Source organism: Nonomuraea sp. NPDC049758 (genome assembly GCF_040674635.1).
Lineage (GTDB): Bacteria > Actinomycetota > Actinomycetes > Streptosporangiales > Streptosporangiaceae > Nonomuraea.
In genome coordinates this window covers 219,041-242,832 of the sequence record NZ_JBFAMZ010000018.1, presented here as the reverse complement: position 1 = coordinate 242,832, position 23,792 = coordinate 219,041, and the positions used below count along the sequence as shown (strand labels likewise).

General features: G+C 71.1%; 20 protein-coding genes and 1 tRNA gene. 8 read left to right on the top strand and 13 right to left on the bottom strand.

The window, feature by feature from the left end; genetic code table 11:
- Nucleotides 1–110: 110 nt before the first annotated feature.
- A complete protein-coding gene (locus AB0J46_RS38105) occupies nucleotides 111–803 on the bottom strand; it encodes a hypothetical protein (protein WP_364339268.1) in 693 nt (230 codons plus the stop codon).
- A gap of 177 nt (nucleotides 804–980) precedes the next feature.
- On the opposite strand from AB0J46_RS38105, the gene AB0J46_RS38100 reads away from it, so the two are divergent.
- The gene (locus tag AB0J46_RS38100; protein ID WP_364339267.1) at nucleotides 981–1,610 is read left to right on the top strand and encodes a TetR/AcrR family transcriptional regulator; all 630 of its coding nucleotides are present in this window, start codon (nucleotides 981–983) and stop codon (nucleotides 1,608–1,610) included.
- A 179-nt stretch (nucleotides 1,611–1,789) separates the two neighbouring features.
- The gene (locus tag AB0J46_RS38095) at nucleotides 1,790–2,368 is read left to right on the top strand and encodes a dihydrofolate reductase family protein (RefSeq protein ID WP_364339264.1); all 579 of its coding nucleotides are present in this window, start codon (nucleotides 1,790–1,792) and stop codon (nucleotides 2,366–2,368) included.
- On the opposite strand, the gene AB0J46_RS38090 is transcribed toward AB0J46_RS38095, so the two are convergent.
- Nucleotides 2,350–3,060, bottom strand: coding sequence for a helix-turn-helix domain-containing protein (locus AB0J46_RS38090; RefSeq protein WP_364339262.1), 711 nt, complete (start codon nucleotides 3,058–3,060; stop codon nucleotides 2,350–2,352). The two genes, AB0J46_RS38095 and AB0J46_RS38090, sit on opposite strands and share 19 nt — an antisense overlap.
- A gap of 138 nt (nucleotides 3,061–3,198) precedes the next feature.
- Between AB0J46_RS38090 and AB0J46_RS38085 the strand changes: the two genes are divergently transcribed.
- Nucleotides 3,199–4,266 (top strand): hypothetical protein, encoded by a 1,068-nt coding sequence (locus AB0J46_RS38085; protein WP_364339259.1) that lies wholly within the window; start codon nucleotides 3,199–3,201, stop codon nucleotides 4,264–4,266.
- A 5-nt stretch (nucleotides 4,267–4,271) separates the two neighbouring features.
- On the opposite strand, the gene selB is transcribed toward AB0J46_RS38085, so the two are convergent.
- From selB to AB0J46_RS38070, 3 genes are all read right to left on the bottom strand, one after another.
- Nucleotides 4,272–6,023 carry a selenocysteine-specific translation elongation factor gene (gene selB, locus AB0J46_RS38080; RefSeq protein ID WP_364339257.1) on the bottom strand — a complete coding sequence of 584 codons (1,752 nt, stop codon included), beginning with the start codon at nucleotides 6,021–6,023 and terminating at the stop codon, nucleotides 4,272–4,274.
- Nucleotides 6,014–6,424, bottom strand: a complete 411-nt coding sequence (locus tag AB0J46_RS38075; RefSeq protein WP_364339315.1) for a rhodanese-like domain-containing protein — start codon at nucleotides 6,422–6,424, stop codon at nucleotides 6,014–6,016. The genes selB and AB0J46_RS38075 overlap by 10 nt, the downstream gene beginning before the upstream one ends.
- 69 nt (nucleotides 6,425–6,493) lie before the next feature.
- Nucleotides 6,494–6,589: transfer RNA gene (locus tag AB0J46_RS38070), tRNA-Sec, on the bottom strand.
- Nucleotides 6,590–6,730: 141 nt separating this feature from the next.
- Here AB0J46_RS38070 and AB0J46_RS38065 point away from each other — a divergent pair.
- Nucleotides 6,731–7,315 carry a hypothetical protein gene (locus AB0J46_RS38065; RefSeq protein WP_364339255.1) on the top strand — a complete coding sequence of 195 codons (585 nt, stop codon included), beginning with the start codon at nucleotides 6,731–6,733 and terminating at the stop codon, nucleotides 7,313–7,315.
- Nucleotides 7,316–7,353: 38 nt separating this feature from the next.
- Here AB0J46_RS38065 and AB0J46_RS38060 read toward each other — a convergent pair whose 3' ends face one another.
- The 4 genes from AB0J46_RS38060 to AB0J46_RS38045 all read right to left on the bottom strand — a co-directional run bounded on the left by AB0J46_RS38060 (nucleotide 7,354) and on the right by AB0J46_RS38045 (nucleotide 9,639).
- A complete protein-coding gene (locus AB0J46_RS38060; protein WP_358298058.1) occupies nucleotides 7,354–7,914 on the bottom strand; it encodes a hypothetical protein in 561 nt (186 codons plus the stop codon).
- 206 nt (nucleotides 7,915–8,120) lie between these two features.
- Nucleotides 8,121–8,423 carry a hypothetical protein gene (locus tag AB0J46_RS38055; protein WP_357703959.1) on the bottom strand — a complete coding sequence of 101 codons (303 nt, stop codon included), beginning with the start codon at nucleotides 8,421–8,423 and terminating at the stop codon, nucleotides 8,121–8,123.
- 98 nt (nucleotides 8,424–8,521) lie between these two features.
- Complete coding sequence (locus AB0J46_RS38050; RefSeq protein ID WP_352354283.1) at nucleotides 8,522–9,076, bottom strand: hypothetical protein; 555 nt, start codon at nucleotides 9,074–9,076, stop codon at nucleotides 8,522–8,524.
- Nucleotides 9,073–9,639, bottom strand: a complete 567-nt coding sequence (locus tag AB0J46_RS38045; RefSeq protein WP_364339251.1) for a MauE/DoxX family redox-associated membrane protein — start codon at nucleotides 9,637–9,639, stop codon at nucleotides 9,073–9,075. The genes AB0J46_RS38050 and AB0J46_RS38045 overlap by 4 nt, the downstream gene beginning before the upstream one ends.
- A gap of 468 nt (nucleotides 9,640–10,107) precedes the next feature.
- Between AB0J46_RS38045 and AB0J46_RS38040 the strand changes: the two genes are divergently transcribed.
- Nucleotides 10,108–13,701, top strand: a complete 3,594-nt coding sequence (locus AB0J46_RS38040) for a serine/threonine-protein kinase (RefSeq protein ID WP_364339249.1) — start codon at nucleotides 10,108–10,110, stop codon at nucleotides 13,699–13,701.
- Between the two features lie 172 nt (nucleotides 13,702–13,873).
- Here AB0J46_RS38040 and AB0J46_RS38035 read toward each other — a convergent pair whose 3' ends face one another.
- Nucleotides 13,874–14,428: a TetR/AcrR family transcriptional regulator gene (locus tag AB0J46_RS38035; RefSeq protein ID WP_358298068.1), complete on the bottom strand. Its 555-nt coding sequence runs from the start codon at nucleotides 14,426–14,428 to the stop codon at nucleotides 13,874–13,876.
- A gap of 92 nt (nucleotides 14,429–14,520) precedes the next feature.
- Here AB0J46_RS38035 and AB0J46_RS38030 point away from each other — a divergent pair, with 92 nt between their 5' ends.
- Nucleotides 14,521–15,966, top strand: a complete 1,446-nt coding sequence (locus AB0J46_RS38030) for an alpha/beta hydrolase (RefSeq protein WP_364339246.1) — start codon at nucleotides 14,521–14,523, stop codon at nucleotides 15,964–15,966.
- Nucleotides 15,967–16,215: 249 nt separating this feature from the next.
- On the opposite strand, the gene AB0J46_RS38025 is transcribed toward AB0J46_RS38030, so the two are convergent.
- On the bottom strand, nucleotides 16,216–18,921 hold the full coding sequence (locus AB0J46_RS38025; protein WP_364339244.1) for a family 78 glycoside hydrolase catalytic domain: 2,706 nt from the start codon (nucleotides 18,919–18,921) through the stop codon (nucleotides 16,216–16,218).
- On the bottom strand, nucleotides 18,918–20,171 hold the full coding sequence (locus tag AB0J46_RS38020; RefSeq protein WP_364339242.1) for an MFS transporter: 1,254 nt from the start codon (nucleotides 20,169–20,171) through the stop codon (nucleotides 18,918–18,920). Before AB0J46_RS38020 ends, AB0J46_RS38025 begins: the two co-directional genes overlap by 4 nt.
- A 126-nt stretch (nucleotides 20,172–20,297) precedes the next feature.
- On the opposite strand from AB0J46_RS38020, the gene AB0J46_RS38015 reads away from it, so the two are divergent.
- The gene (locus tag AB0J46_RS38015) at nucleotides 20,298–21,380 is read left to right on the top strand and encodes a LacI family DNA-binding transcriptional regulator (protein ID WP_364339240.1); all 1,083 of its coding nucleotides are present in this window, start codon (nucleotides 20,298–20,300) and stop codon (nucleotides 21,378–21,380) included.
- Nucleotides 21,381–21,545: 165 nt separating this feature from the next.
- On the opposite strand, the gene AB0J46_RS38010 is transcribed toward AB0J46_RS38015, so the two are convergent.
- The gene (locus AB0J46_RS38010; protein ID WP_364339237.1) at nucleotides 21,546–22,523 is read right to left on the bottom strand and encodes a DUF5937 family protein; all 978 of its coding nucleotides are present in this window, start codon (nucleotides 22,521–22,523) and stop codon (nucleotides 21,546–21,548) included.
- A gap of 56 nt (nucleotides 22,524–22,579) precedes the next feature.
- On the opposite strand from AB0J46_RS38010, the gene AB0J46_RS38005 reads away from it, so the two are divergent.
- The gene (locus AB0J46_RS38005) at nucleotides 22,580–23,785 is read left to right on the top strand and encodes an MFS transporter (protein ID WP_364339235.1); all 1,206 of its coding nucleotides are present in this window, start codon (nucleotides 22,580–22,582) and stop codon (nucleotides 23,783–23,785) included.
- Nucleotides 23,786–23,792 lie beyond the last annotated feature (7 nt).

Genomic DNA, 23,792 nt, shown 5'->3' with positions numbered 1-23,792 from the left:
ATCTCTTGGAGTGGCGGCTTCTTGGAGTGGCGGCGCAGTCTTGCGCCGCCACTGCTCGACGAATGCGTGGGAGTCGCATCCTTTTTCTCGCTGTTCGATCTGTTTCCGGCCTATTGCGTAGGGGCCGCGACCGCGGCCGTTCCGGCGCCGGGGGCCGCGGGGGCGGTACGGCGAGCGCCGCGCAGCAGGCTGACGCTGACGGCGAGGGTCCACAGACTCCAGAGGGCGCCCATGCTGGCGGTGGTGCCCCAGCCTTGTGCGCTGTAGAAGTCGGCGGCGTCGTCGCCGAAGTACACGGCGGGCAGGAAGGCGAGGTTGATCGCAGCCAGGACGTAGGCCGAGCGCGCCACCCAGCGCGGGAGCAGCCCGAGCCGGGACACCGCGATCCCCAGGGCGATCAGGAAGAGGCCCATGAGGAGCCTGGAGACGGCGCCCTGCATGAGGTACTGGGCGCCGGCGAAGGGCCCTTCCATGGTGGTGTCGATGTCGTGGTCCACCGTGATCGCCGCGCCCACCTCCATGGACTGCGGGACGAACACCATGGCCACCCACAGCAGGCCGGCGTTCTGGACGATGCCGGCGACCCAGTCGTAGGCCGGGTCGACGTGGCGGATGAGCTGGCGGAGCCCGACGAAGTAGACGATGTAGACGGTGCAGCCGGTGATGCCGAGCAGGCTGCGGGTCAGGACGTCCCAGTCCGGCGGGGTCTCGTAGATGAAGTACAGCGGGACCTGGATGACGATCAGGAGACTGGCGACCAGGCCGGCCAGGCCGGCGTACCTGCGGATGGCGGTCTCGGACACGACGGTGTCCTCCTCACGAGAGGCGTGACAAATAAAACTGGGATCTCGTTAACCGATCCTCAACGTAGCCCTACAGCTTCGCTAATACAACCCCGGTTTTCTTAGCTGCCTATTTCGGCATTCAAAGGAGACTCCGGTTGCGTTAGACTGGTGGTCACGCGAGCGAAGGAGCATGTGTTGTCCGAGGACCGCCCGGCACCGGGCACGATGCGACCGCGCGGGCGTACCGAACGGGTGCGCGCCGCCGTCCTGGCCGCCACCCGTGCCGAGCTGGAGGCCCACGGGTACGCGGAGCTGAGCATGGAACGCGTGGCCGAGATCGCAGGCGTCGCCAAGAGCACGGTGTACCGGCGATGGCGCGACCCGGTGGGCCTGCTGGTCGAGCTCATCGCCGACCTGTCCAGCTCCGAGGTGCCGCTCCTGGACACCGGGTCGATCGAGGTGGACCTGCGCGGGCTCGCGGTGGGCATCCACCGCTTCTACAACGACCCGGTCCGGCGCCCGGCGATGCTCGGACTGATCACGGCGGCAGTGCTGGACCCGAGGGCGGCGCAGGCATTGCACGACTTTTTCCGGACCCGCAACGACCTGGCCGCGGAGTCGGTGCGGCACGCGATCGAACGCGGCGACCTCCCGCCCGACACCGACCCGATCCAGGTGATCCGATCGGTCGGCGCGCCGTTCTACTACCGGATGCTCGTCAGCCATGAACCCATCGACGAGACCGTCGCCGAACAGGCCGCCGCGGCCGCCATCGCCGCCGCGAAGGCCGGAGCGTATACCGTCCGGCCGGATCAGAAGGGTTGACAGGCGCGTTCACCGAGGCCGAGCCGCTCGTGATGCCGTCGTTTCCGTACAAGACGGTCGCGGTGACCGGCTCGTAGCATGAGCGCAGGCGTTCCGCCGCTGCGCCGGCATGGCGTGCGGCCCCCGCCTGCCGATCCACCTGGCGACCCCGTGTCGCCGGACCATGAGGAGAACAGCACATGCGTGATCTGATTTATACCGGTTTCATGTCGCTTGACGGCGTTGTGGACTCCCCGGGCGGTGGGCCGGGCGAGGAGCACCGCAGCGGCGGCTGGGTGGTCAAGGACATCGAATTCCTGCCCGAGGCCTTCTCGCTGAAAGGCGAGGAGCTTGAGGAGACGACGGCGCTGATGTTCGGCCGCCGGAGCTACGAGGCGTTCGCGCCGATCTGGCGCGACTCGGATGATCACGCCGCCTACAAGGATCTGCCCAAGTACGTGGTCTCGACCACGCTGTCCGAGGACGCCCTCGTCGAGGGATGGGGGCCGACGACGATCCTGCGCTCGGCCGAGGACGTCGTCGAGCTCAAGAAGAGCGAAGGTGGCGCGATCTTCATCCATGGCAGCGCGGAGCTCGCCCGGCGGCTGTCGGAGGCGGGCCTGATCGACCGGTACCACCTTCTCGTCTTCCCGGTGCTGCTCGGGGCCGGGAAGAGCCTGTTCACCGAAGCGGACAGGGACAAGCAGGTGCTGAGCCTCCGGGCGTCGGCTGCCTACCCCAACGGGATCGTGAAGCTGATCTACGACGTCGTCAGCTGATCCAGGTCCAGGGCGATCGCACCGCCGGTGCCCTCCCGGAGTTGCCGCGCCGTGCGCCCGACGTACCGGCGCAGCGCACGGGCCAGATGTGGCTCGTCGAAATACGCCAGCCCCGAGACGACATCGGCGACCGGGACGCCGGCGGCCAGGAGCGCCGAGGCCCTGCGTGCACGCTCGATCTGCCGTATGGCGCCCTGGGTCAGCCCGGTCGCCGCCCGGAACCGGCGTTCGACGGTTCGTCCCGAGACCGCTGGACGATGACCTCGGCGAACGTCGGCGACGAGCGGGTCACGGACCAGGGCCCCGGCGCGGACCAGACGGCCGACCAGAGCCTCGGCGTCGTCGGGGGCCGGGGATTCCCAGCGGACGCCGTCCAGCACGAAGGTCCGGCCCGTGGTGTCAGGGAGCTCGATGCCGCCGTCGACCAGGGCCGGCGGGGGGACGGCGCGCAGCGACGTGCCTACGGCGAACTCGATGCCGACGAAGGTGGAGCCCTCCGGCACCGGCGCGGTGCCGGACCTGGTCTCGGGACCGGAGATGCCCGCGTGCGCCCTGCCCTCTCGCTCCCAGAAGACAAGGCCCCAGCTCACCGCTGCGACGGAGGTCATCTCCGCGACGTGCTCGCTCGTACAGCTCCACACGGCCTCGACCCACGGTGAATCGGACGCGCGTGTCTCGAACCGCAATGCCACGAAGGAAGGATACGCGCGAGGGCCTGCGGGCCCACGAACGGATCATGGGTGAGACGTAAGGAAGTGGTGAGGAATTTCCACCGAAAGGCCCCTTACGTTGATCGCGACACCGATCCGCCCCCCGAAGGGACCTTCAGCATGCGTCGATCCCTCCGCCCCCTCATGGCCACGGCCCTGACCATGGTCGCGCTCACGTGCTCGGCCCCGCTCGCGTCCCCGGCAGCCGCCGCGGCCGGCACGGCGGCACCGCTGCGCGCCACCCACCTCGGCACCCTCGGCGGCACGTGGAGCATCGCCCGAGGCATCAACGACCACGGCCACGTCGTCGGGGACAGTGCGCTGAAGTCCGGGCTCAGCCACGCGTTCCTCTGGAAGAACGGCAAGATGACCGATCTCGGCACGCTCGGCGGCCAGAGCAGCTTCGCCTCCGACATCGACGACGACGGGCGCGTCGTCGGCTGCAGCGAACTGGCCTCGGGCGAGTGGAGTCCGTTCCTGTGGGAGAACGGCAGGATGACCGATCTCGATGCGCACGGCGCCCCCGGCTTCTGCGGCGCGGACGTCGCCCGCGGGCACGTCATAGCCACCTACGCCCCCTCCCCCGGCTTCACCGAACAGCGGGCCTTCCTGCTGTCCGGTGGCGTCAGGACCGTCATCGACCGCCGTCCCGGCGTGACGGCCGCCGCCGTCAACGACCGGGGGCAGGTGGTGGGCGCCGACAATTACACGGCGAGTGACACCGGCTCGCCGCTGCCGACATACCGGGCGTATCTGTGGCACGACGGCACCGGACGCGAACTCGGCACGCTCGGCGGGCCGAGCTCACCCAGCTCGATCAACAATCTGGGCCAGGTGGTCGGCAACTCCGACACGACCGACGGCCGCCGCCGCGGCTTCTTCTGGGACGGCTCCGCCATGACGGCCCTCCCCCTGCCGGCCGACGCCTCCGACTACGCCGGCGCCGATGCCGTCAACGACAGCGGGCAGATCGTCGGCTCCTACAGCAAGGCCGGCGAGGTGTACGGCTTCGCCGCCCTCTGGGCCGGCCCCACCGCCCTGCCGCGCAGGCTGCCGCTGCCCACCGACGTGCGGGTGAACTCCTCCCAGGCTTTCGACATCAGCAACCGGGGATGGATCGTCGGCTTCATCGACTACTACTGGAACACCGGTCTCGGCACCCAGGCCGTCATCTGGCGCGGGGAATGACGTGATCACCCACGGCCGCCGGCCCCGGCGGGTGGAAGGCAGATCCGGGAGTCGTTGTCGACCCGACGGGTGTGGCCCCGGGCGTCGAGGTACTCCAGGAGCGGTACGGCGACGCGGCGGCTCGTTCCCAGGGCTGTGCGGGCCTGGCTGACGGTGAAGGGCGCGGGCAGCGTGCTCAGCACGGCGACCGCCAGCTCCGGCGCGTCCGGCAGGAGGACGACGTTCCTCCCGATGTGCAGCAACGCCGCCGCACGCATGGCCGCGCCGAGGGCGGCGCCGGTCAGTTGCAGCTCGGTCAGGCGCTCGGCGGTGGGGGCGTCGAAGGGACGGCCGGCGAGGTCGCTCCGCAGCCGGGCGACGGCCTTCTCGACCTGCGGCGGCATCGGCGCCCGCGCCAAGTCGCCGTTGACGATCACCCCTGCTCTGATGGTCAACGGCTCGGCGACGAGCGCCCGTGCCAGCCGCCGGTCGGGCAGGCCGAGCAGCCGGGCGGCGGCCTCCACCGTGATTCCCTGGTCGCGCTGCGACACCTGCTCCGTCAGGCGGCGCCGCAGCTCGGACCAGTGGCCGGGGTCGGCGAACCAGTCGCCCGTCACCGGCGCCCCGTCAGGGACGGCGCCCATCGCGGTCAGCTCGGCCCGGCTCAGCAGTCCGTGCCAGCGCAGCAGGTCGGCAGCGGTGGGCACGGTCACCCCGGCGAGCGCGGCCCCCCTGACCGCCGCGGCTCCCCGTCGCCGCAGGGGCGCCGGCCGTACGTCGAGGACGCGGACCCCCGCCACGATCATCCGGCGGCCGGGATCGCGCAGCAGGCCGTGGTCACCGGCCCTGAGCGGCAGGGGCCGGGCCAGGGTGAGACGGGCCGTGCCCGCGCCGAGAGGGCGCAGCCGGACCGGAACGGCGGCGGAGCCCAGGTGGAAGACGAGTTCCCGGCCGACGTCCGCGCCGGGCTCCAGGCGAACGTCCGCCGACCGGGTGGTGATCCAGGCGTCCGGGGTCAGCAGCGGGGTGCCTCGGGGCAGCGTGTCGCGGTCGGCGCCCCTGACGTTGACGGCGACGCGGGCCGTCGCCGACACCGCGTCCCGCCGCTGGTTGAGCGCCTGAAGGCCGCGGACCTGGAGCCGGTCCGGCCCGGCGAGCAGTTCGTCGCCCACCCGCAGCGTGCCGTGCGTGAGTGTGCCGGTGACGACGGTCCCGGCCCCGGTGACGGTGAACGCCCGATCGATCCACAACCGCACCGGGCCGTCCCGGCGCGGTTCCGGGAGGCCGGCCGCGAGCCGGTCGAGCGCGGCGGACAACTCGGGCAGGCCCTGCCCGGTCCGGGCGCTGACGGAGACGGCGTCGATCCCCGACAGGCTCGTCCCCTCCAGGTGGAGGCGGGCCTCCTCCAGCGCCGGTCCGGGATCGGCGAGGTCGGTGCGGGTGACCACCAGCAGGCCGTGCCGCACGTCCAGGGCGTGCAGGGCGGCCAGGTGCTCGGCGGACTGGGCCCGCCACCCCTCGTCCGCCGCCACCACGAACATGACCGCGGGGCACGGGCCGACGCCGGCGAGCATGTTGGTGACGAACCGCTCGTGCCCGGGAACGTCGACGAACGCCAACTGCCGGCCCGAGCTGAGCGTGGTCCAGGCGAAGCCGAGGTCGATGGTCATGCCCCGGCGTCGTTCCTCGGCCCAGCGGTCAGGGTCCATCCCGGTGAGCGCGCGGACCAGGGCCGACTTGCCGTGGTCCACGTGCCCGGCGGTGGCGATCACCCACATGCGCGCTCGGCGGCCGTCAGCCTCGTGTCCGTGCCTGGTTCGCCCGGACCGCGTGGCCGGGTGAGGGCGGCGGGGCGGCTCACCCTCAGCCCGTCCGCGATCCACGCCTGGAAGCCGCCGATCACGTCGGTGGCGTTCGCCAGCCCGATCTGCCTGAGAGCCGCGGCGGCGAGGCTGGAGGAGTATCCCTCGTCGCACAGGACGATCCAGCGGATGTGCGCCGAGGTGGCCTCGGGGATCCGCGCGTCGCAACGGGGATCGAGCCGCCACTCCAGATGGTTGCGTTCGATCACGATGGCGCCGGGCACCTCGCCGCCGCTGCGCCGCTGAAATTCCGGCCGGGTGTCCACGATGAAGGCGTCACCACGACTCGCCGCCGCGAAGGCCTCGGCAGGCGGCAGGCGGCGCAGCCCGGCACGTGCCCGGGCCAGTAACGCGTCGATGCTCAGCAGGACTCCAGGGGTGAGGTCTGGCGGAGGCGGACGGGAATCGAACCCGCCGCGCCGAGATGCTCGGCGCCATCGGTTTTGAAGACCGAGAGGGCCACCAGGCACCCGGACGCCTCCGCTGGTGATCTTAACCCGCTCCGGGGCTCCGACTGAAGATCTTTCTCACGCCGAGCCACTCACTCGCGGACGGCGACCACGGCGCCGAAGGTGATCCACTGACGTCTGGCCACCTCCGGCACCGCGGTGTACAACTGGATAATGATCTTCAAAGGTGTACGCAGGGGATCGATCTGGGCGGCGCTGGTGGCGCTGCTGCCGTCCTTGACCGCTTGTGCCGCCGGGGAGGCCGACGCGCGAACGGCGGCGCAGTCGTCCGGCCGGCCGGGAAGCCTGGCGAATCCGCGGGTGCTGAACTGCGCGAACCGCAACGGCGAGTTCCCGGAAGAGAAGACGGCGAGCCGCACGGCCGAGCCGGACGACCTCGTGGTCGGGCCGTTGCTCATCCCCGGGCTGCTCGCGTGGGGCGACGCCCGGGCCGAGCAGTACGGAAGCGACCACAGGTTCAAGGTCGGCGCGCTGGTCAGGAAGGGCAAGACGATCACGGTGTCCATCCCGGCGAAGTTCCACGACAGCGCGGGCCTGCTCTACTCCGAGCCGTCCAGGAACGCCCGCACCCCGGCCGAGGCCGATCACTCGGTGTCCTTCACCGCGTGCTCGGACCACGACACGATGTTCGTGGGCGGCTTCTACGTGAAGGAGCCCGCCTGCGTCCCGCTTGAGTTCCGGGTGCCGGGCGAGCCCGTCGTCCGGCGTGAGATCTCCTTCTTCAACGGCGCCTGCTGACCTTCGACGCGCCGCCCGCGCGAGCGGCGGGCGGCGCGTCAGCCCAGGAACGACGAAGCGACGACGCCGGCGAACACGACCGTGAGCAGGCCCAGCATCAGCCGCCTGACCGGCTTCTCCTTCTCCATGAGCCAGTCGATCAGCCACATCGGCTCAGGGATCTCCACCAGGTCCTTCGACGACGGCACGATCGCGACCAGCGCGAAACCCGGCCAGGTGAAGCCGATCGCGTAGGCGAGACCCGCCCACCACGGCACCAGCCCGAACAGCGTGACGCCGAGCGCCGCCCAGGTGAGCGAGGTGACCCGGAACGTGGTCAGGACCAGGCCGGTGTCCAGCCCCCACAGGAGCGCTCCCCTGGCCGGGCCGAACCGGTAGAAATGCTGCTGCGGAGTCTGGCGCCGCCACATGGGCGTGCGCAGCCCGAACAGGCCGGAGTCGATGACCAGGCAGGCGAGCATCACCGTCGCCGCGGCGAGCTTGGCGCCCGTCCCCGGCATCCCGCCGAACAGGCCGGAGCCGAGCAGATGCACCAGCCCGTACGCGAGCAGCGCGGAGAGGCTGAAGCCGAGCATGAGCATGAGGATCGGCCGGTACATGGGCTTCTCCCCGGGAACTCTCCCCTGGACCAGGGGGCGGAGGTATCCGACGAAGGAAAGGCCTCAAAAGCTGAACAACTGCGCGAAGCCCGCGCTCGCGATGAGCAGGAGCAGCGCGAAGGTCAGCCAGGTGTCAAGGGACACGACATCCTCCATCCGGAGTGGCCGGCCGCGGCCATCGCGCCGGACCGGCCACCCGGTCGCTGTCAGCAGCCGTTGGCGTTGACGGTCCAGCCGGCCGAGCAGATGAACGGGCCCGAACCGCAGTCGGCGCCCTTCGTGCACTCACCGCAGGCGTACTTCCGCTGGTACGGCGCCGAGCCGCTACAGCACTGCCACACCTTCATGCTGTAGCCGGACGGGCAGACGTACTGCCCGCTGCTGTTGGTCTTGCAGAAGGTGTTGGGGAGGGCGAGGTTGCAGCAACGCCAGTTCGCCGCCGCCGCCGGCTTGGTCATCACGGTCGCGCCCGCGACCGCGCCGATCGCCGCGACACCGACCCTGCCCATCCAGCCGAGGAATCCTCGCCGGTTCGACGCGTCCGGTCCTTCCGACATCTTGTGGAGGTGATCCATATTGGCCTCTCTGGCCGTGGGGTGAAATCGGATCAGTGCCGTACGGAGGGCTTGCCGGCCAGGTTGTGCTTGTAGGGAACGGGAGCGGCCGCGTACATCTGCCTGACCGTCGGCACCGTGTGGGCCCGTGTCAGCTTCCCCTCGGTGACGTGGAGTGCGACGGGTGTGATGTCGAGCCCGATGCTGCCGACGATGCTCTCGTCCTCGTCGAGAACGACCCGCTCGCCGTACAGCCCGAACTCGGCGATGAACTCGTTGCCGTCCCCGGACACCGGGACGACCACGACCCACATCGATGGCGGCACCGCTCCCCCACGCAGTGCCGACGCCAGGTTGTGGCAGGTCTCGCACTTGTTGGACAGGAACAGCACCATGGCCCGCTCGGCCTCGTCGAGGGCCGCCGGCAGGCCGAAGCGGCTCGGCGGGGCACCCTCCAGGGTGCCCAGCTCCACCGGGGTGGGCTTGTCCTCCATGTCGAGGTAGCCCCGGATCTGCTTGACCTGCTGGAAGAGTTCCACCTGCGCGCCGATCTGGACGAACAGCACCACGGCCAGCAGGCAGATCACGATGAGCAGCACCGTCGTCATGCGGCGTGCACCTCCGCTTCGGGTTGGGTGGGGTCGGGAAGCACCATCCGGTCCTCCCGCAGCGGGCGCAACAGGCGCAGTTCGGCCCTCAGCTTCCAGGCGACCATGGCCAGCAGCGCCACGGCCAGGCCGAACAGGCCCTCCTGCCCGGTCCAGGTCGGCGGGTTCGCCTCGGCCAGCACGACAAGCGCCGACCACAGCGGGAGGTACAGCACCTGGCGCCAGCCGAGCACCGCGCCGCCGTTCCCGAAACAACCGCACTTGATCTTCTCGCCACGGCTCAGCGCGCGGATCCCGGCGCTGGCGAACGCCAGCGCCAGCAGCACGATGAGCGCGCGGGGCCACAAGGCGGACGGCGCCACCGTCAGGCCGATCACGGCCAGCATCTCGACGCCGATCACCGCGATCGCGGCATGCCATCCCAGAGCCGCCGGACCCAGTTGTGCGATGGTCCGGCCGAGTTCGCGGTGGGTTATGGTCTTTGACAGTGCCGCTATCAGGAAAACCACGATGAGTACGACCTGAGCAGCGGCTCCGGTCGCAACTGCCGCATTCAGATTCATCCGTCGCTCCCGTCAGGGTCGGATGAACGAAAAAGTATGGTACGGGCCTTAAATGATCAACTCTTGACAAGATCGATTTCGCGGGATACCCGAGGACGGCGCCCGGTCGGTCATGCTTTGAGCAAGTGCGTACCGTCGTCCAGCCTTACAGATCACCGATGAGGTCAACCGGCACGCCGTGCCACGAAGACGAACTCTCTTCCCGGCCGATCAGGCGCGTCGCGAACGTCCTTATACGTGGGCGGCCAGATCTCTCTCGACGGGGCCGACGCCGGGGATCCCCGTCACGCGGCAGGAGAGCTCGCGCGCGTGAACTCCTCCGCCATCCGGAGGTAGGCGTCGAGATCACTGCGGTCGGCGAACGGCTACCGGGTTTCGGGACGGCGGGTGCCGGCACGCACGTCCAGCGCACCCCTGGAATCCTCGGGCGGCGCGCGAAAGATCGACAGAGGGCCCAGAATGCCACCCATGTCGCCTGTTCCGCTCACCCCTTCGGATCCGCACCGGCTCGGTGACTACTGGCTGGCGAGACGGCTCGGCGCAGGCGGCCAGGGCGTGGTCTACGAGGCCTACGACGAGGCAGGCCGGCGGGTGGCCGTCAAGGTGCCCAGGCTGAGCGACACCGCCTCGCGCGCCCGGCTGCGCAAGGAGGCGGCAGCCGCCCAGCGGGTGTCGTCGTTCTGCACCGCCCGGGTGATCGAGGTCAGCACCGACGTCGCCGAGCCGTACATCGTCAGCGAGTACGTACCCGGCCCCACCCTGCGTCAGGTGGTCGCCGAGGCCGGGCCGTACGGAGGCGACGCGCTGCGGCGGCTGGCCATCGGTGTCGCGACCGCGCTGACGGCCATTCACCAGGTGGGCGTCGTCCATCGCGATCTCAAGCCGGACAACATCATCCTGGGCCCCGACGGGCCGAGAGTGATCGACTTCGGGGTGGCCCGAGAGGTCGGGCCGCTGACGACGACCGGTCCGATCATGGGCACGCCCAACTACATGGCGCCGGAGGTCTTCGCGGGGAGCGAGGCCGCGGCGGCCGCCGACATGTGGGCCTGGGCATTGGTCGTCCTGTTCGCCGCGCTCGGCCGCGACCCGATTCCGGGGCAGGAGCCGCTGTCGGTGGTCAACACCGTGCTCGGCTTCCGGCCCGATCCCGGCGTCCTGCCCGAGCTGCTCGACGCGCTGGTCACGGCGGCGACCTCCCGGAACCCGGATGAACGGCCCTCAGCCAGAACAGTGCTGCTCGGCCTGCTCGACGTCCGCGACGACGACCGCGACGACGACCGGCTGCTGGTGGAGGGCGGCGACGTCGCCGCGGCGGTGCGGGCGCCGCTACCGGCCGAGCCCGATCTGGGCACCATCGCGGAGGAGCTGTTCGGAGAGCTCTCCGACGGAGAGCGGACCCTCGCGCCTGATCTCTTCCTCCGGATGGTGGGTCTCACGGAGGAGGACGACGAGACCGTCAGGCACGTCCCCCGCGATGAGCTGGCGGCGACCGGACCTGTCGAGTCGCTGTTGTCCCTGTACATGGCCGCCGGTCTCATCACCGAGGTCGACTCCGCCTACACCCTGGCCAGCCCGGCCCTGATGCAGGCCTGGCCGCGGCTGCGGCACTGGGTGGCGGACAACCGCGAGGGCCTGCACATTCACCGGCGGCTCACCGCGGCCGCCCGGTTCTGGGACGAGCACGGCCGCAAGCCCGCCGACCTGCTGCACGGCTCCGGCCTCGACAGGACGCTGGGCTGGGCTTCCTCCGAGCGCCGGGACATCACGCCGCAGGCGCTGGAGCGCGAGTTCCTCGACGTCTCGGCCAAGCAGGCCAGGCGGCAGTCCAAGCGCCGCGGCCTGATCGCGGTCACGCTCGTCGTCCTGCTCGTGGCGACGCTCGGCGGGCTCGGCCTGGCGGAGCACCTGCGGGAAGTCTCCAGCCGCCAGCGCGACGAGGCGACGGCTCGTTCGCTCCTGCTGCGCGCGGCCGACCTGCGCCGGCGTGACCCCCGGCTGGCCATGCGGCTGAGCGTGGCGGCATGGCGGCTCAGCCCCTCGATCCCCCAGTCGCGCGGCGGTCTGTACGACTCGCTGTCGGACGACGGGCTCGACTCGTTCACCGATCCGGACGTGACCGCCGACACCGTCTACGCGACCAGCCGGGACGGGCGCACCCTGGTGAGCGTCAGGGCCGGCCTGGTGAGGCTCTGGGACGTACGCGAACGCCGGAAGGCCGGCGAGTTCTCGGGCGTGAGTCCTACGGCGGTGATGGGCGCGCTGAGTCCCGATGGACGAGTCCTGGCGGTCCAGGACGACCGCGAGGTGCGGTTGTGGGATGTCCCGACCGGTACGGCGATGGGGAACGGCTTCGCGAGCGGAGCGAGCCAGGGCAACGCGGGCAGGTTGGCGTTCGACCCCGCCGGACGGTTCCTCTCCGTCCCCGACCTTTCACGCAGCCGCACCGGCGCGCACTGGTGGGACCTGGCCACCCGTCGCCAGATCCGCGCCGGATCCGGCGCGGGCGTGGACGCGGTGAACGCCGACGGCACCCTGGGTGTCGTCTACTCCACCGGAGACGGACGGGCGGAGCTCTGGGCGCTGAGGACGAACCGAGCGCTCCCGGCGGACTGGCTGCCTCAGAAGAAGGACGTCCAAGGTGCCGTGTTCAGCGAGGACAGCCGGACACTGGCCGTCACGGCCTCCGTCCCGCCGCCGCCTGGTCAGGCCGGTGTGGCGGGGAGCAAGCTCTTGCTGAGAAGGGTGCCCTCGGGAACCGCGCTCAAGGGGGACGGAGCTGGGCCGGCAGGGAAGATCCACTCCTTCGGCTACAACGACCGGTTTCTCGCTTACGAAGGTGAGGGTGCGAAGAGCCTGACCGTGCTGCGACTCACTGATGGTCAGATGGTCCTGCAGCGCGAACTCGGCGCGCCGATCGACCAGGTCCGTTTCGACGAGCCGGACCACGTCATGAGGGTCCGCCTGACGAGCACCGTGTCGACGATGGATCTGAGGAGCCTGCACGACCGCCCCGCCCTGCCCGGGACGGCTGAGGGGAAGGCCCTCCTCGGGCCGGGGGGTCGGATACTCGCCCTGTACGGAGCCGGCCGGGTGCGGTTGTGGGACGTGGCCGGCCGGAGAAGTCTCGGTCAGCCCATCGACGTCGGCGAAGGGACGTTGCATCGTCCTGCGCTCGCCTTCAGCAGGGATGGGAGAAAGCTCGCCATAGGCGGCATGCCACGCACGGCCAACTCCTCCGGGTCCCATGCCGGAGTGGTGATCGTGGACACGTCCACGGCCCTGCCGATCAGCTCTTTCGGGGTCGCGGGCAAGCAGGCGGACAGCGTCGCCGGTCTCGCCTTCAGTCCTGACGGCGCCACGCTCGCCGTCGCTCCCGCTCATTGGACCGTGGACGGGGCCATGTCCTCCCCGCTCGAACTGTGGACGGTGGCCTCCTCCACCGTGAGGACGGTGAAGCAGGTGAACGGATCGGAGAACATGGCCTTCCGTCCTGACGGAAAGCTGCTGGTGACCGGGTTCGCACCGGAGATCACGCTGGTGGATCCGCTGCGCGGCGCCCGGTTGCCGCGGGCGGAAGGAGCGGGAAGCCTGCCCGGCGGGCCGTATGCGTTCAGCCCTGACGGTGGACGCGTGGCCGTCAGCATGGACGCCGAGCCGCTGTCGCTCTGGAATCCGGATTTCACCGGCACCAGCGGCTTCCGGTTCCCGGCCGTGGATGATGGCGGCATCTACACCCTTGTCTGGTCTCCGGACGGACGAACCATCGCCACGTACGCAGCCGGCGACAGAATCCGGCTGTGGGACGCGGACACGCGGCAACCCCTGGGGATGATCTTCGACGGCCATACCGATGTGGGCTTCGAGAGCAACGCGACGCTGGCGTTCAGCGCGGACGGCCGAACGCTGTTCAGCGCCACACCGGACGGCGTGGTGCGCGCGCATCCCCTCGACGGTGAGCGAGTCGCCACGGCGGTCTGCGACCGGGCACGCGGACCGTTGAGCCCAGCGGAGTGGAAGAGATACATCCGCGAGGTCGAGTACTTCAACACGTGCGCATAGGCCACCGGCCGATCAGACGGGCCGCACCCCGGGAACGAACGCTTCGTACGGGCTTGACGTCGGGTGAACGGGTCAATACCCCACTCACGGCTGTGAGCTGCAGGTTTGCCTTGACCGCCAGGGTGGCGCCGGCCTACTAGTGGTTACTGCGCTGCCGGCCGGGTTTCCGGGGTCAGCCGGGGTGGCGGTCGAGGAGGTCGGCGAAGGCCGCCGCCGCGTTGTCGGCGCGCGCCGGGTCCGCGGCGACCATGCGGTCGAGCGCCAGGCCGTCGAGTGTGGCGAGGATGAGGTCGGCGAGCGGCTCCGCCTCGCCCGCCGCGACCCCCAGGGCGAGGAGGCCGCTTCGCAACGGCTCGCGCCACGGCCCGCGCAGTTGTTCGACGGCGGCCCTCCAGCGTTCGGGTTCCTTGGCGGCGAGGACGGAGAGGTCGAGATAGAGCCGGGTGGCCTGCGTGCCGCTCGGGTGCGCGAGGCTGGACCACAGATGCCTGACGAGGTCGGCGACGCTGCGCACCGCCTCGCCGGGAGGTTCGGCCGCCGCGGCCAGCCGCTGCTGCGCGAGCGCGAGGGCGGCGCCGACGAGCCGTTCCTTGCTGCCGAAGTGGTAGATCAGCATGCGGTCGCTGGTGTTCAGGGCGGTGGCCAGCGGACGCAGCGACAACCCGATCAGACCGTGTTCGAGCACGTAGTCCAGCACTTGCTCGGCCAGCTCGGCACGACGATCCATGGCTCGACCGTAGCAGTCCCACCCGTGAATGTAGCGCATGCTACATTCATATGCATGTAGCGACTGCTACAGGTGAAGGGGTGGCGATGATCATGAACAGGGTTGCGCCCGTACTCGCACCGCTGGTGTGGGGAGCGGTCGCGGGGGTGAGTACGCCGCGCGGGCCGCTGACCCCGGCAGCGGCGCTGACCAGCATCGGGCTCAGCCTGGTCGTGGGCGGGGTCGCCGGATACCTCGCCAGGTCGCGATGGGCGATGATCGCGGCGCCGGCGGTGTTCGCCCTGGTCTTCGAGATCGTCCGGACCGGCGCGGAAGGGCCGAGCGTCGACGCGCCGCAGGGTGGGCTGTTCGGAGTGCTCGCGTTCCTCGCCGGGCGGGGCGTGCACGGGCTGCTCGCGTTGCTTCCGATGCTCGTCGGCGCTGCCTGGGGAACCGGCCTCGCCCGCTCAGGACAGGGAACCGGCCTCGCCCGCTCAGGATCGGGAGCAGGCCGCGTCCGGCGCTGGCTCGGCCGGGCGCTGATCGGCGTGCTCGCGGTGATCGTCGCCGCGCTGGCGGTCGGCGTCGCGCTGCCCGCGAGCACCGCCCCGATCGCCGGTGAGCGTGCCGTCGCCGAGCTGACGACCGTCCCGAGCGGCTCACACCGGCTCGGGCTGATGATCCGCGGCCGGGACACGGCCAAGCCGGTCCTGTTGTTCGTCCCCGGCGCGCCCGGCGCGGCCGAACGCGGAGCGGTGCGCAGGCACCTGTCCGCGCTGGAGGACCACGTCGTCGTCGCCACCCTCGACCGACGTGGCGGCGGCAGCTCCTACCCGACGCTCGAACCCACCGCCACGCTGACCCCGGCGAGCGAGACCGGCGACATTCTCGCCGCCGCGAACTACCTCAGAACCCGATTCGGCAAGGACCGGATCTACCTCCTGGCGCACTCCGGGGGCACCCTGCCGGCGGTGCTCGCCGTGCAACGGCGGCCCGAGTTGTTCCACGCCTACGTCGGCGTCGGTCAAGCAGTGAACACCGGCGCCGCCGACCGCGTCCAGTACGCCGACACCCTCGCCTGGGCGCGCGGCCACCGTGACCGCGACCTCGCCGCCGCGCTGGAGGCCGCCGGGCCCCCGCCCTATGCCGGCATGTACGGCTACGAGCCGATGCTGCTCGCCGAGAGCAAGGTCTACGCGACCGGGAACGGACAGGGCGGCCTCGACGAGAGCCTGGCCGCGCCCGAATACTCCTTGCTGGACAAGGTGCACCTCGTCACCGGCTTCCTCGACGCCTATGACCGCTACTACCCGCGGGCCCGCGACCTCGACCTGCGGACGCGCGTCCCGCGGCTCGCCGTCCCCGTCTACTTCATCGACGGCGCCGACGAGGTCCCGGCACGCAGCCGGCTGCTGGACGACTGGTACGCCACCCTCGTGGCGCCCCAAAAGGAGCACACCGTCCTGCCCGGCGCCGGGCACCGGTCGCTGTTCGAGCAGCCGGACAGGTTCACCGACATCCTCGTCGGGCGCGTCCTGTCCACCGGCGCCAGAACCTGAGCACGGCGACCACGTCCGCGACGGCTGGGGCTCGTCTCATGCCTGCCTGCGCCAGGCTCGCCTTCCCTGGCCGGGGCGCGATTGCTCAAGGTCTGGGCCGGGAATCCCGCACGGGCCACAGCCGCCGGTGCCGGGCCCGGGGCGCGTTGACGTCCCGGTTCAAGGTGCGCTCACCCCCCCGACGCCTCGATGGACGACCCACCACCCACCGAACCTGAGGCCGTCCACCACGCCCGGCCCGACCTCGGCTCACGGTCGCAGTTGTTCTTCCAGGGCCGACTGCAGCCGCGCGACCTGTTCCGGTGTGGCACGTGGGGCGACCACGGAGGCCAGCTCGGACAGCGGCAGGCGCAACCCGCGAGCGGCCAGGGCCGCCGGATCACCGGTCACGCCATGGGCGGTCATCACCTGTGTCAGGCGCTCCCACAACAGGGCGTCGTCGACGGCGTCCGCGATCACTTCCGGTGACGCCGGCGGCGGCAGCTCGGCTTTCCACTGATGACGGCCGGGGCCGGTCCGGAACGGTTCGCGCCCCGGCAGGTGCACGATCGCCTCGGTCCCCGGCGGGACCCGCGCTTCAAGGATGAGGGTGCCGCCACTGATCCGCCACGCCACGCCCGCATCGCCGTACGGAGTCTCCAGATCGGCCTCCGCCCAGGTCAGCCCATGTCCCGGCAGCGGGCGGACCTCGATCTGCCGGTAGCCGGGGGCGGCGGGCGCGAGGCCGGCCACCCGCCGGTGCAGCCAGTCGGCGACCGCGCCCAGCGCATAGTGGTTGAACGAGGTCATCTGGCCGGGGTTGATCGAGCCGTCGGGCAGCATGCTGTCCCAGCGTTCCCAGATCGTCGTCGCCCCCATCGTCACCGGGTAGAGCCACGACGGGCAGGAGCGTTCCAGGAGCAGCCGGAACGCCAGGTGCGGGTATCCCGCCTCGGTGAGCGCGTCCGTGATCAGCGGTGTGCCGACGAATCCGGTCGCCACCCGGAAGCCGTTGCCTCGCACCAGGTCGGCCAGTCTCGTTCCAGCCGCCTCCCGCTGCTCCGGCGTCGGCAGCAGGTCCCAGTGCAGGGCCATCGCATAGGCCGTGGGGGTGTCGCTGACCATCAGCCCGCGCTCCGTGACGTAGGCAGCCACGAACGCGCGCCTCACCTGCGCCGCCAGGTCTCGGTGGCGTCGCGCGTCGTCGGTCAGGCCGAGCACGGTGGCGGCCCTGGCCAGCAGGTCGGTGCTGCGGATGTAGTGCGCGGTGGCGACCAGGTCCTTGTCCGTGCGGGAGTCGCCGGGCGCGTCCGGCGGGGCGGCCGGGTCCAGCCAGTCGCCGAACTGGAACCGGCCGGCCCACAGGCCGTCCTCCCCCGCGAAGGCGCGCAGCCGTTCCACCCACGCCCGCATGCTCGGATACTGCTCGCGCAGCACCTCGGCGTCGCCGTAACGCTCGTAGAGCGTCCACGGCACGATCGTGGCCGCATCGCCCCACGCGGCGGCAGCGGGAAGGATGTTGTGGTGGACGTTCGGCACCACGAACGGCACGCAGCCGTCCTCGAACTGCTCCGCCGCCAGATCCCGCAGCCACGAGGACAGGAAGGACGAGCAGTCGGCCAGGAAGGCGGCCGCGGGCGCGAAGACCTGGATGTCGCCCGTCCAGCCGAGCCGCTCGTCCCGCTGGGGGCAGTCGGTCGGCACGTCGAGGAAGTTGCCACGCATGCTGCGCACCACGTTGTCATGGAGCTGCTGCACGTCGGGATCGGAGCAGCGGAAATGCCCGGTGGGGCGCAGGTCGGAACTGAGGACGACCGCTTCGACCGACTCGATCTCCTCAGGAGCCACGCCACGCAGCCCCGCGTACCTGAAGCCGTGGAAGGTCAGCGACGGCTCCAGCACCTCGGTCCGTCCACCGGCCAGCACGTAGCGGTCGGTGGCTTGGGCACTGCGCAGGGGTCGGATGCCCAGTTCACCGTCCTCCAGCACTTCGGCGTGCCGGACGACGACCTCCTGCCCGGCACGTCCGCGCACGCGCAGCCGTACCCAGCCCACCAGGTTCTCCCCGAAATCCACCAGCAGCTCCCCCGACGGGGCCGCGTACCGCCTGCCGCCCGGCACTGCGGCGACCGGCCGAACCGGCGGAGAGTCGCCGGGGAAGAGCTGGTCGAGCGGCTCGTCGAGCACCTCCACCGGTTCGCCCGGTCCGCGCCCGATCCGCAGGTCGGTGGTCTGCCCGTCGTAGAGGTCGTCAGCGAGGACGCCCGTGGTGTGCGCCCGCCAGCTCTCGTCGGTCACCACCAGGTGCGTGCTGCCGTCGGCGCACTCGATCTCCAGTTGCGCCAGCAGCGCGAGCCGGTCGCCGTACAGGGCTCGCTCGCCGCGCGAGTAGAGCCTGCCGCGGTACCAGCCGTTGCCGAGCAGCGCGGTGACCTCGTTCTCGCCCGGCCTGAGCAGGGCCGTCACGTCGTGGGTGCGGTAACGCAGCCGCCGGCCGTAACTGGTCCAGCCGGGCGCCAGTTCCTCGTCGGTGACGCGCTCGCCGTTGATCCGCGTCACGTGCAGCCCGAGCGCGGTGACATGCAGGCGGGCGCGGGTCACCGCCGCGGGCAGCTTCACGGTACGGCTCAGCAGCGGCGCGGCGGTGAGCACCCCGCCGAGGGTCCGCGGCGAGACGAAGCGCGCGCTCCAGTCCCCGGCGCCGAAGAGCGGCGTCTCGAAGGCCAGCGGCCGGCTCCAGTCGCCCCAGCGGCCCCGGCTGCCGACGCTGACGCGCAGCGCTCCGGCGGCGCGGGAGTCCAGTGGGGCGAACGGCCATCGCACGCCGAGCTGGTCGGCGCCCTCCGCCGTGTGGACGACGGGTCGCCCGCCGGCGAGGGTGAGCTCGATGCGGTAGGCGTCGAACGGCTCGGTGGTCCGCCAGGACAGACGCGGTCGCCGCGCCGGCATGCCGTGCAGCCGCAGGTCGACGCTCACCGGACCGCCACGGGATCGACGGCGGCCGACATGCGGCGGCGCAGCGGGAAGATCCACGTCCACGCGATCAGGGCGGCGATGAGCACGGCGGCGAGCAGCACCACCATCAGCGCCTGGGGGCTGGTGTCGGCGATCACCGGGGTGACCAGCGCGAAGCCCGCCGCCACGAAGCGGGTGAAGGCTATGGCGACGCCTTGCGCGGTGCCTCTGATCAGGGTGGGGAAGAACTCCTGCGACCACACCTTGAAGATGACCTCGCCGGCGAAGCTCGCGCCGATCGTGATGGCGAACTTCAGGATGATCAGCGTCACCGTGTTCAGCCCCACGATCAGCGGGATCGCCGTCCCGACCGCCATGATCGCGACACCGATCGTGTAGAGCAGCATCCGGGCGGGCCCGTCCACGTACTTCATGAAGATCAGGATGGTGAGGAATCCGAGCGGATAGGCCAGCATCCCCACGAGGGTGGCCGTCGACACCTGCGCCCCGGCCACTTCGGTGAACAGGAACGTCTGGAACTGGCCGAACGTGTTGGCGACCAGGTTGCCGACGGCGTAGAAGAGGCCGAGCCCGACGACGGCGCCGAGCAGCGGCCTGGACGTCAGCACGCGCCAGGAGTCGCCGCGCACGCCCTCGGCCGGACCGGTCTGCTGCCGGTCGCGCTCGCGTACCCACTCCTCCGACTCACGCAGCCTCCGGCGCAGCACGAGCACCACCAAGGCCACGACGATCACGTGCAGGTAGATGATCCGCGCGCCGATCGCTCCGGTCCCTGAGACCAGGAACGCGATGAGGTAGGCAGCGAATCCGCCACAACTCCAGAGCACCTGCGAGAAGGCGACAAGCCTGGCACGCCGGCCTTCCGGCGCCTCCTCGGCCACCAGCGCCAAGGAGGTCGGGATGTCGGCGCCCATCGCCAGACCCGTGACGGCCACACCGACGAAGATCATCCACGGCTGGACGGCGAAGGCCAGCAACAGGAGACCGGCGACGAAGACGACCAGGTCGTAGGTGAACACCCTGCGCCTGCCCAGCAGATCCCCGAGCCGTCCGCCGAACACGGCTCCAAGGGCCAGGCCCAGCGTCAGGACGGACGACGCCGTGCCGATCATCCACGGGCTCAGCCCGAGCTGCTGCTTGTACAGAACCAGCGCGGTGCCGGTCCCCACGATGGTGGCCGCGTCCATGTAGGAGGCCATGCCGCCGAGCGCGGCCGTTCTCCAGGCACGCCTGGCCGTCGTCTCTGTCATCTGCGTCGATACCTCGTGTAGGGGGTTCCACGGCCCGCACGCCGCTGGTCCGCGTTGTGTGAAGCGACTATTGTGGATCGATCTACATTTTTCAAGAGGGAAGTTCCGGACCGCTATGTTGCTGACATGAGTTCCTCGCGCCCCACGATCTCCGACGTCGCCGCCGCGGCAGGGGTGTCACGGGCTGCCGTGTCGAAGGTCCTGCGCGACGCCTACGGCGTGAGCCCGCGCATGCGCGAACGCGTCGAGCGGGCCATCGCCGAGCTCGGCTACCGCCCCCGGGAAGCCGCCCGCGCCATGCGCACCGCCACCCGCACCATCGGGGTGGCCGTCCCCTTGCTGCGCGGCCAGTTCTTCGCCGACATCCTCGACGGCGTCTACGAGGAGCTGGACACCGGCCCTTACCGGATGCTCGTCTCCCCCTTCGACCACGAAACCAGCGAGCGAAACCCCGGCATGGAGTCGCTGTGGGACCGCGAGGTGGAGGCGGTCATCGTCGTCTCGCCGAAGGTGCGCGCGTCCTGGCTCGACTCCTTCGCCCAGCGGCTGCCGACGGTGGTGGTGGCCAGGCACGACGCGAGCGACCATTACGACCGCGTCGTCAACGACGACCGAGCAGGCGCGGCCCTGGCCGTCGAGCATTTGGCGACGCTGGGGCACCGGCGGATCACTCACCTCTCGCACAACGTCTCCGGGCCCGGCATGCTGAGCCCGCACGCCGTACGCGAGTCCGGCTACCGCGAGGCGATGCGACGGCTGGGGCTCGACGCGTACCTGTCGGTGGCGACCTGCGGTGGCAGCGAGGCCGAGACCTACCGGGCCACGGCGGCGCTGCTCGACCGGGGGGATCCGCCGACCGCGCTGTTCGTCGGGTCCGACCAGGGAGCCTTCGGGAGCCTGCGGGCGCTGTCGGAGCATGGGCTGCGCGTGCCCGATGACGTCTCCGTCGTCGGCTACGACGACACCCAGTTCGCCTCGCACCCGCGCTTCTCGCTCACCACCGTCGCCCAGTACGGCACCGCCATGGGCCGCGTCGCGGCCGACCTGGCACTGGAGCGGATCAACGGGCGCACGGAGGCGCGGGAGTGGGTGTCACAGCCGGCGTTGATCGAGCGCGAGTCCACGGGACCCGTACGTCGCGGTGGGCGGCAGGCAGTGGGACCGGCGGGCGATGATCTGGCAGGCGAGAACGGCCGGTTTTGCGGCTGATGGCGTCGTTCGTGAACGGCGACTCCGAGTCGATCGCCACCTACCGCCGCCGCTGACCGGCGCCTTCGCGGTCAGCGTGACGCCGCCGCGGGCGGTCCTCACTAGGGTCGCCATGCAGCGCATGGTTCTCCGCAGGAGGACGGAGAGTGCCTGAGCGCGCCCTGCTCAATCCCCTTCACGGCGGAGTCCCGAACCGGTGACCAGGGCGTCGCCGAGTTCGGAGCGCAGGTAGAGGACCGAGCGGCCGTGGCGGGCGCTGGCGAGCAGGCCGGCGGCGCGGAGGGTGCGAAGGTGCTGGTTGACGGCCGAGGGGGTGACGCCCAGGCGGCCGGCGAGCTCGGTCGAGGAGGCGGGGGCTTCGAGCGTGGTGAGCAGCCCTGCCCGGGTGGCGCCCAGAAGGTCGGTGAGCACCGCCGGGGAGGTATGGGGCTCGGACTGCCAGAGCGTGCCGGCGCCGCGGGTGCCGTACATGACCAAAGGGGGCTCCGACGGCGAGATGGGGGTCGTGGGGGCCCGGCTGAAGAGGGTCGGGACCAGGGTGAGGCCCTCGCCGCTGGTGGCGCGCCGGTAGCGGGCGTCGCTGATCAGCCGCATGCGGACGACCCCGTCCTTCAGCTGGACGCGTTCGTTGAGGTCGGCGAACATCGCCGCCAGGCCGTGTGCCGAGATGACCTGGCCCCGGTGGACCACGTCGGCCTGCAGGACCGCCCGCATCCTGGGCCACCACGGCGCGAAGCAGGTGCGCCAGTAGTCGCGCAGCGCGTCCAGGATGCGGGCCGACGGGTCGCCGCGCAACGGCTCGGGGAGCCGGGGGTGGATGGAGCGCAGGTCGTCGAGCACGCGGCCGGCGGGCACGCGGGCCAGGGCGGCGAACTCGTCGTCGATGCGGGTGAGCGGCGCGTGGGGGCGGGGCGACAGGTAGTCCGGCGTCCACATGTCGTCGTTGGTGAGCGCGCGCAGCAGGGGCACGTCCAGCGTGGAGCGGACCTGCTCGGTGCGGCGTAGCCAGGGCAGGTGCACCGGGTAGCGCCCGGGGTCGCGGAACGTGCGCAACGACAGCGTGAGCTCGTTGAGGGGCGAGATGGCGAAACGGACGTCCGCGACGTCCATCCCTGCGAGCTCGTACTCGATCAGCCCCGCCATGAAGCCATACGCTACATCAATTGGCGACAAAGGCCCTATCACGGGATAAAGGCCCCGTGATCCAGACGTTCTTCCCCAGCGACCGCGTCGCCCGCTCGCTGACCCTCAGCACGATGGCGTTCGCGCTCTCCAGCGGCGTCTTCTACACCGTCAGCACGCTGTACTTCACGCTCGTCATCGGGCTCGGCGTGCAGACGGTGGGTCTCGGGCTGGGCATCGCGGGCGGCACCGGGGTGCTGGCCTCGTACGCGGGAGGGTGGCTGGCCGACCGGGTCGGCGCGCACCGCGTCCAGACGGTGGCGACCGGGCTCAACGGGCTCGCACTGCTCGCCTACACGTTCGTCTCCGACGCCGTCGTGTTCACCCTGATCGCCTGCATGGCGGTGATCATGCGTTCGGTGGGGTCCGCCTCCAAGCAGGCGATGCTGGCCCGGTGGTACCCCGGCCCGGAGCGGGTCGAGATCCGGGCCCGGATGCGGGTGGTCACGAACGTCTTCATCGGCCTGGGCACGGGCGCCGCCGCGGCGGCGCTGCTGATCGGCACCGCGGCGGCCTACCGGGTGGCGATGGTCGCCGCCGGGGTCCTGCTGCTGGCGGCGACCGTGCCGCTGGCCGGGCTCGGGCGTCAGGTGCCGGAGCCGGCCGCCAGGATGACCGCCGTCAGGCAGCGCGCGGCCTCCGGCGGGCCCTCGCCGCTCAGGGACCGCAGGTATGTCGCGAGCGTGGTGTGCAACGCGGTGGTGGCCATGCAGTTCGGCCTGCTGACCGTCGGCGTGCCGCTCTGGGTCGCCACCACCGACGCGCCCACCGCCATCGTGTCCGTCCTGCTCGTCCTCAATACCGTGGTCGTCGCCGCGCTCCAGGTGCGCGCCTCACGGGGCACCGACGACGTGCGCCAGGCCGGGCTCACGGTCAGGCGCGCCTCGTGGCTGCTCGCCCTGGCCTGCGGTCTGTACGCCCTGGCCGCCTACGGGAACGTGATCGTCGCCTGCGTCCTGTTCCTGCTGGCCGCCTTCGCCCACACCATGGGAGAGATCCTGGGCGAGGCGGGCGGCTGGGGCCTGGCCTTCGAACTGGCCGACCCGCGCAGCGCGGGCGCCTACCAGGGACTCAGCCAGACCGGCTACGCGCTGGCCGCCATGGTCTCGCCGATCCTCGTCACCACCGCCGTCGAACACCGTACGGCGGGCTGGCTCGCCCTGGCCGCGCTCTTCGTCCTGGCCGGCACGGGCGCCGCCGCGGTGGCCAGGCACGCCGCGTAGGGCTCAG

Coding starts and splice junctions, on each gene's coding strand:
- AB0J46_RS38060 (WP_358298058.1), bottom strand. CDS start 7,914: ATGTACCGGCCGATCCTCATGCTCATGCTCGGCTTCAGCCTCTCCGCG.
- AB0J46_RS38035 (WP_358298068.1), bottom strand. CDS start 14,428: ATGGATCGTCGTGCCGAGCTGGCCGAGCAAGTGCTGGACTACGTGCTC.
- AB0J46_RS38030 (WP_364339246.1), top strand. CDS start 14,521: ATGAACAGGGTTGCGCCCGTACTCGCACCGCTGGTGTGGGGAGCGGTC.
- AB0J46_RS38085 (WP_364339259.1), top strand. CDS start 3,199: ATGCGTCGATCCCTCCGCCCCCTCATGGCCACGGCCCTGACCATGGTC.
- AB0J46_RS38010 (WP_364339237.1), bottom strand. CDS start 22,523: ATGGCGGGGCTGATCGAGTACGAGCTCGCAGGGATGGACGTCGCGGAC.
- AB0J46_RS38095 (WP_364339264.1), top strand. CDS start 1,790: ATGCGTGATCTGATTTATACCGGTTTCATGTCGCTTGACGGCGTTGTG.
- AB0J46_RS38015 (WP_364339240.1), top strand. CDS start 20,298: ATGAGTTCCTCGCGCCCCACGATCTCCGACGTCGCCGCCGCGGCAGGG.
- AB0J46_RS38055 (WP_357703959.1), bottom strand. CDS start 8,423: ATGGGCAGGGTCGGTGTCGCGGCGATCGGCGCGGTCGCGGGCGCGACC.
- selB (WP_364339257.1), bottom strand. CDS start 6,023: ATGTGGGTGATCGCCACCGCCGGGCACGTGGACCACGGCAAGTCGGCC.
- AB0J46_RS38045 (WP_364339251.1), bottom strand. CDS start 9,639: ATGAATCTGAATGCGGCAGTTGCGACCGGAGCCGCTGCTCAGGTCGTA.
- AB0J46_RS38040 (WP_364339249.1), top strand. CDS start 10,108: ATGTCGCCTGTTCCGCTCACCCCTTCGGATCCGCACCGGCTCGGTGAC.
- AB0J46_RS38050 (WP_352354283.1), bottom strand. CDS start 9,076: ATGACGACGGTGCTGCTCATCGTGATCTGCCTGCTGGCCGTGGTGCTG.
- AB0J46_RS38020 (WP_364339242.1), bottom strand. CDS start 20,171: ATGACAGAGACGACGGCCAGGCGTGCCTGGAGAACGGCCGCGCTCGGC.
- AB0J46_RS38065 (WP_364339255.1), top strand. CDS start 6,731: ATGATCTTCAAAGGTGTACGCAGGGGATCGATCTGGGCGGCGCTGGTG.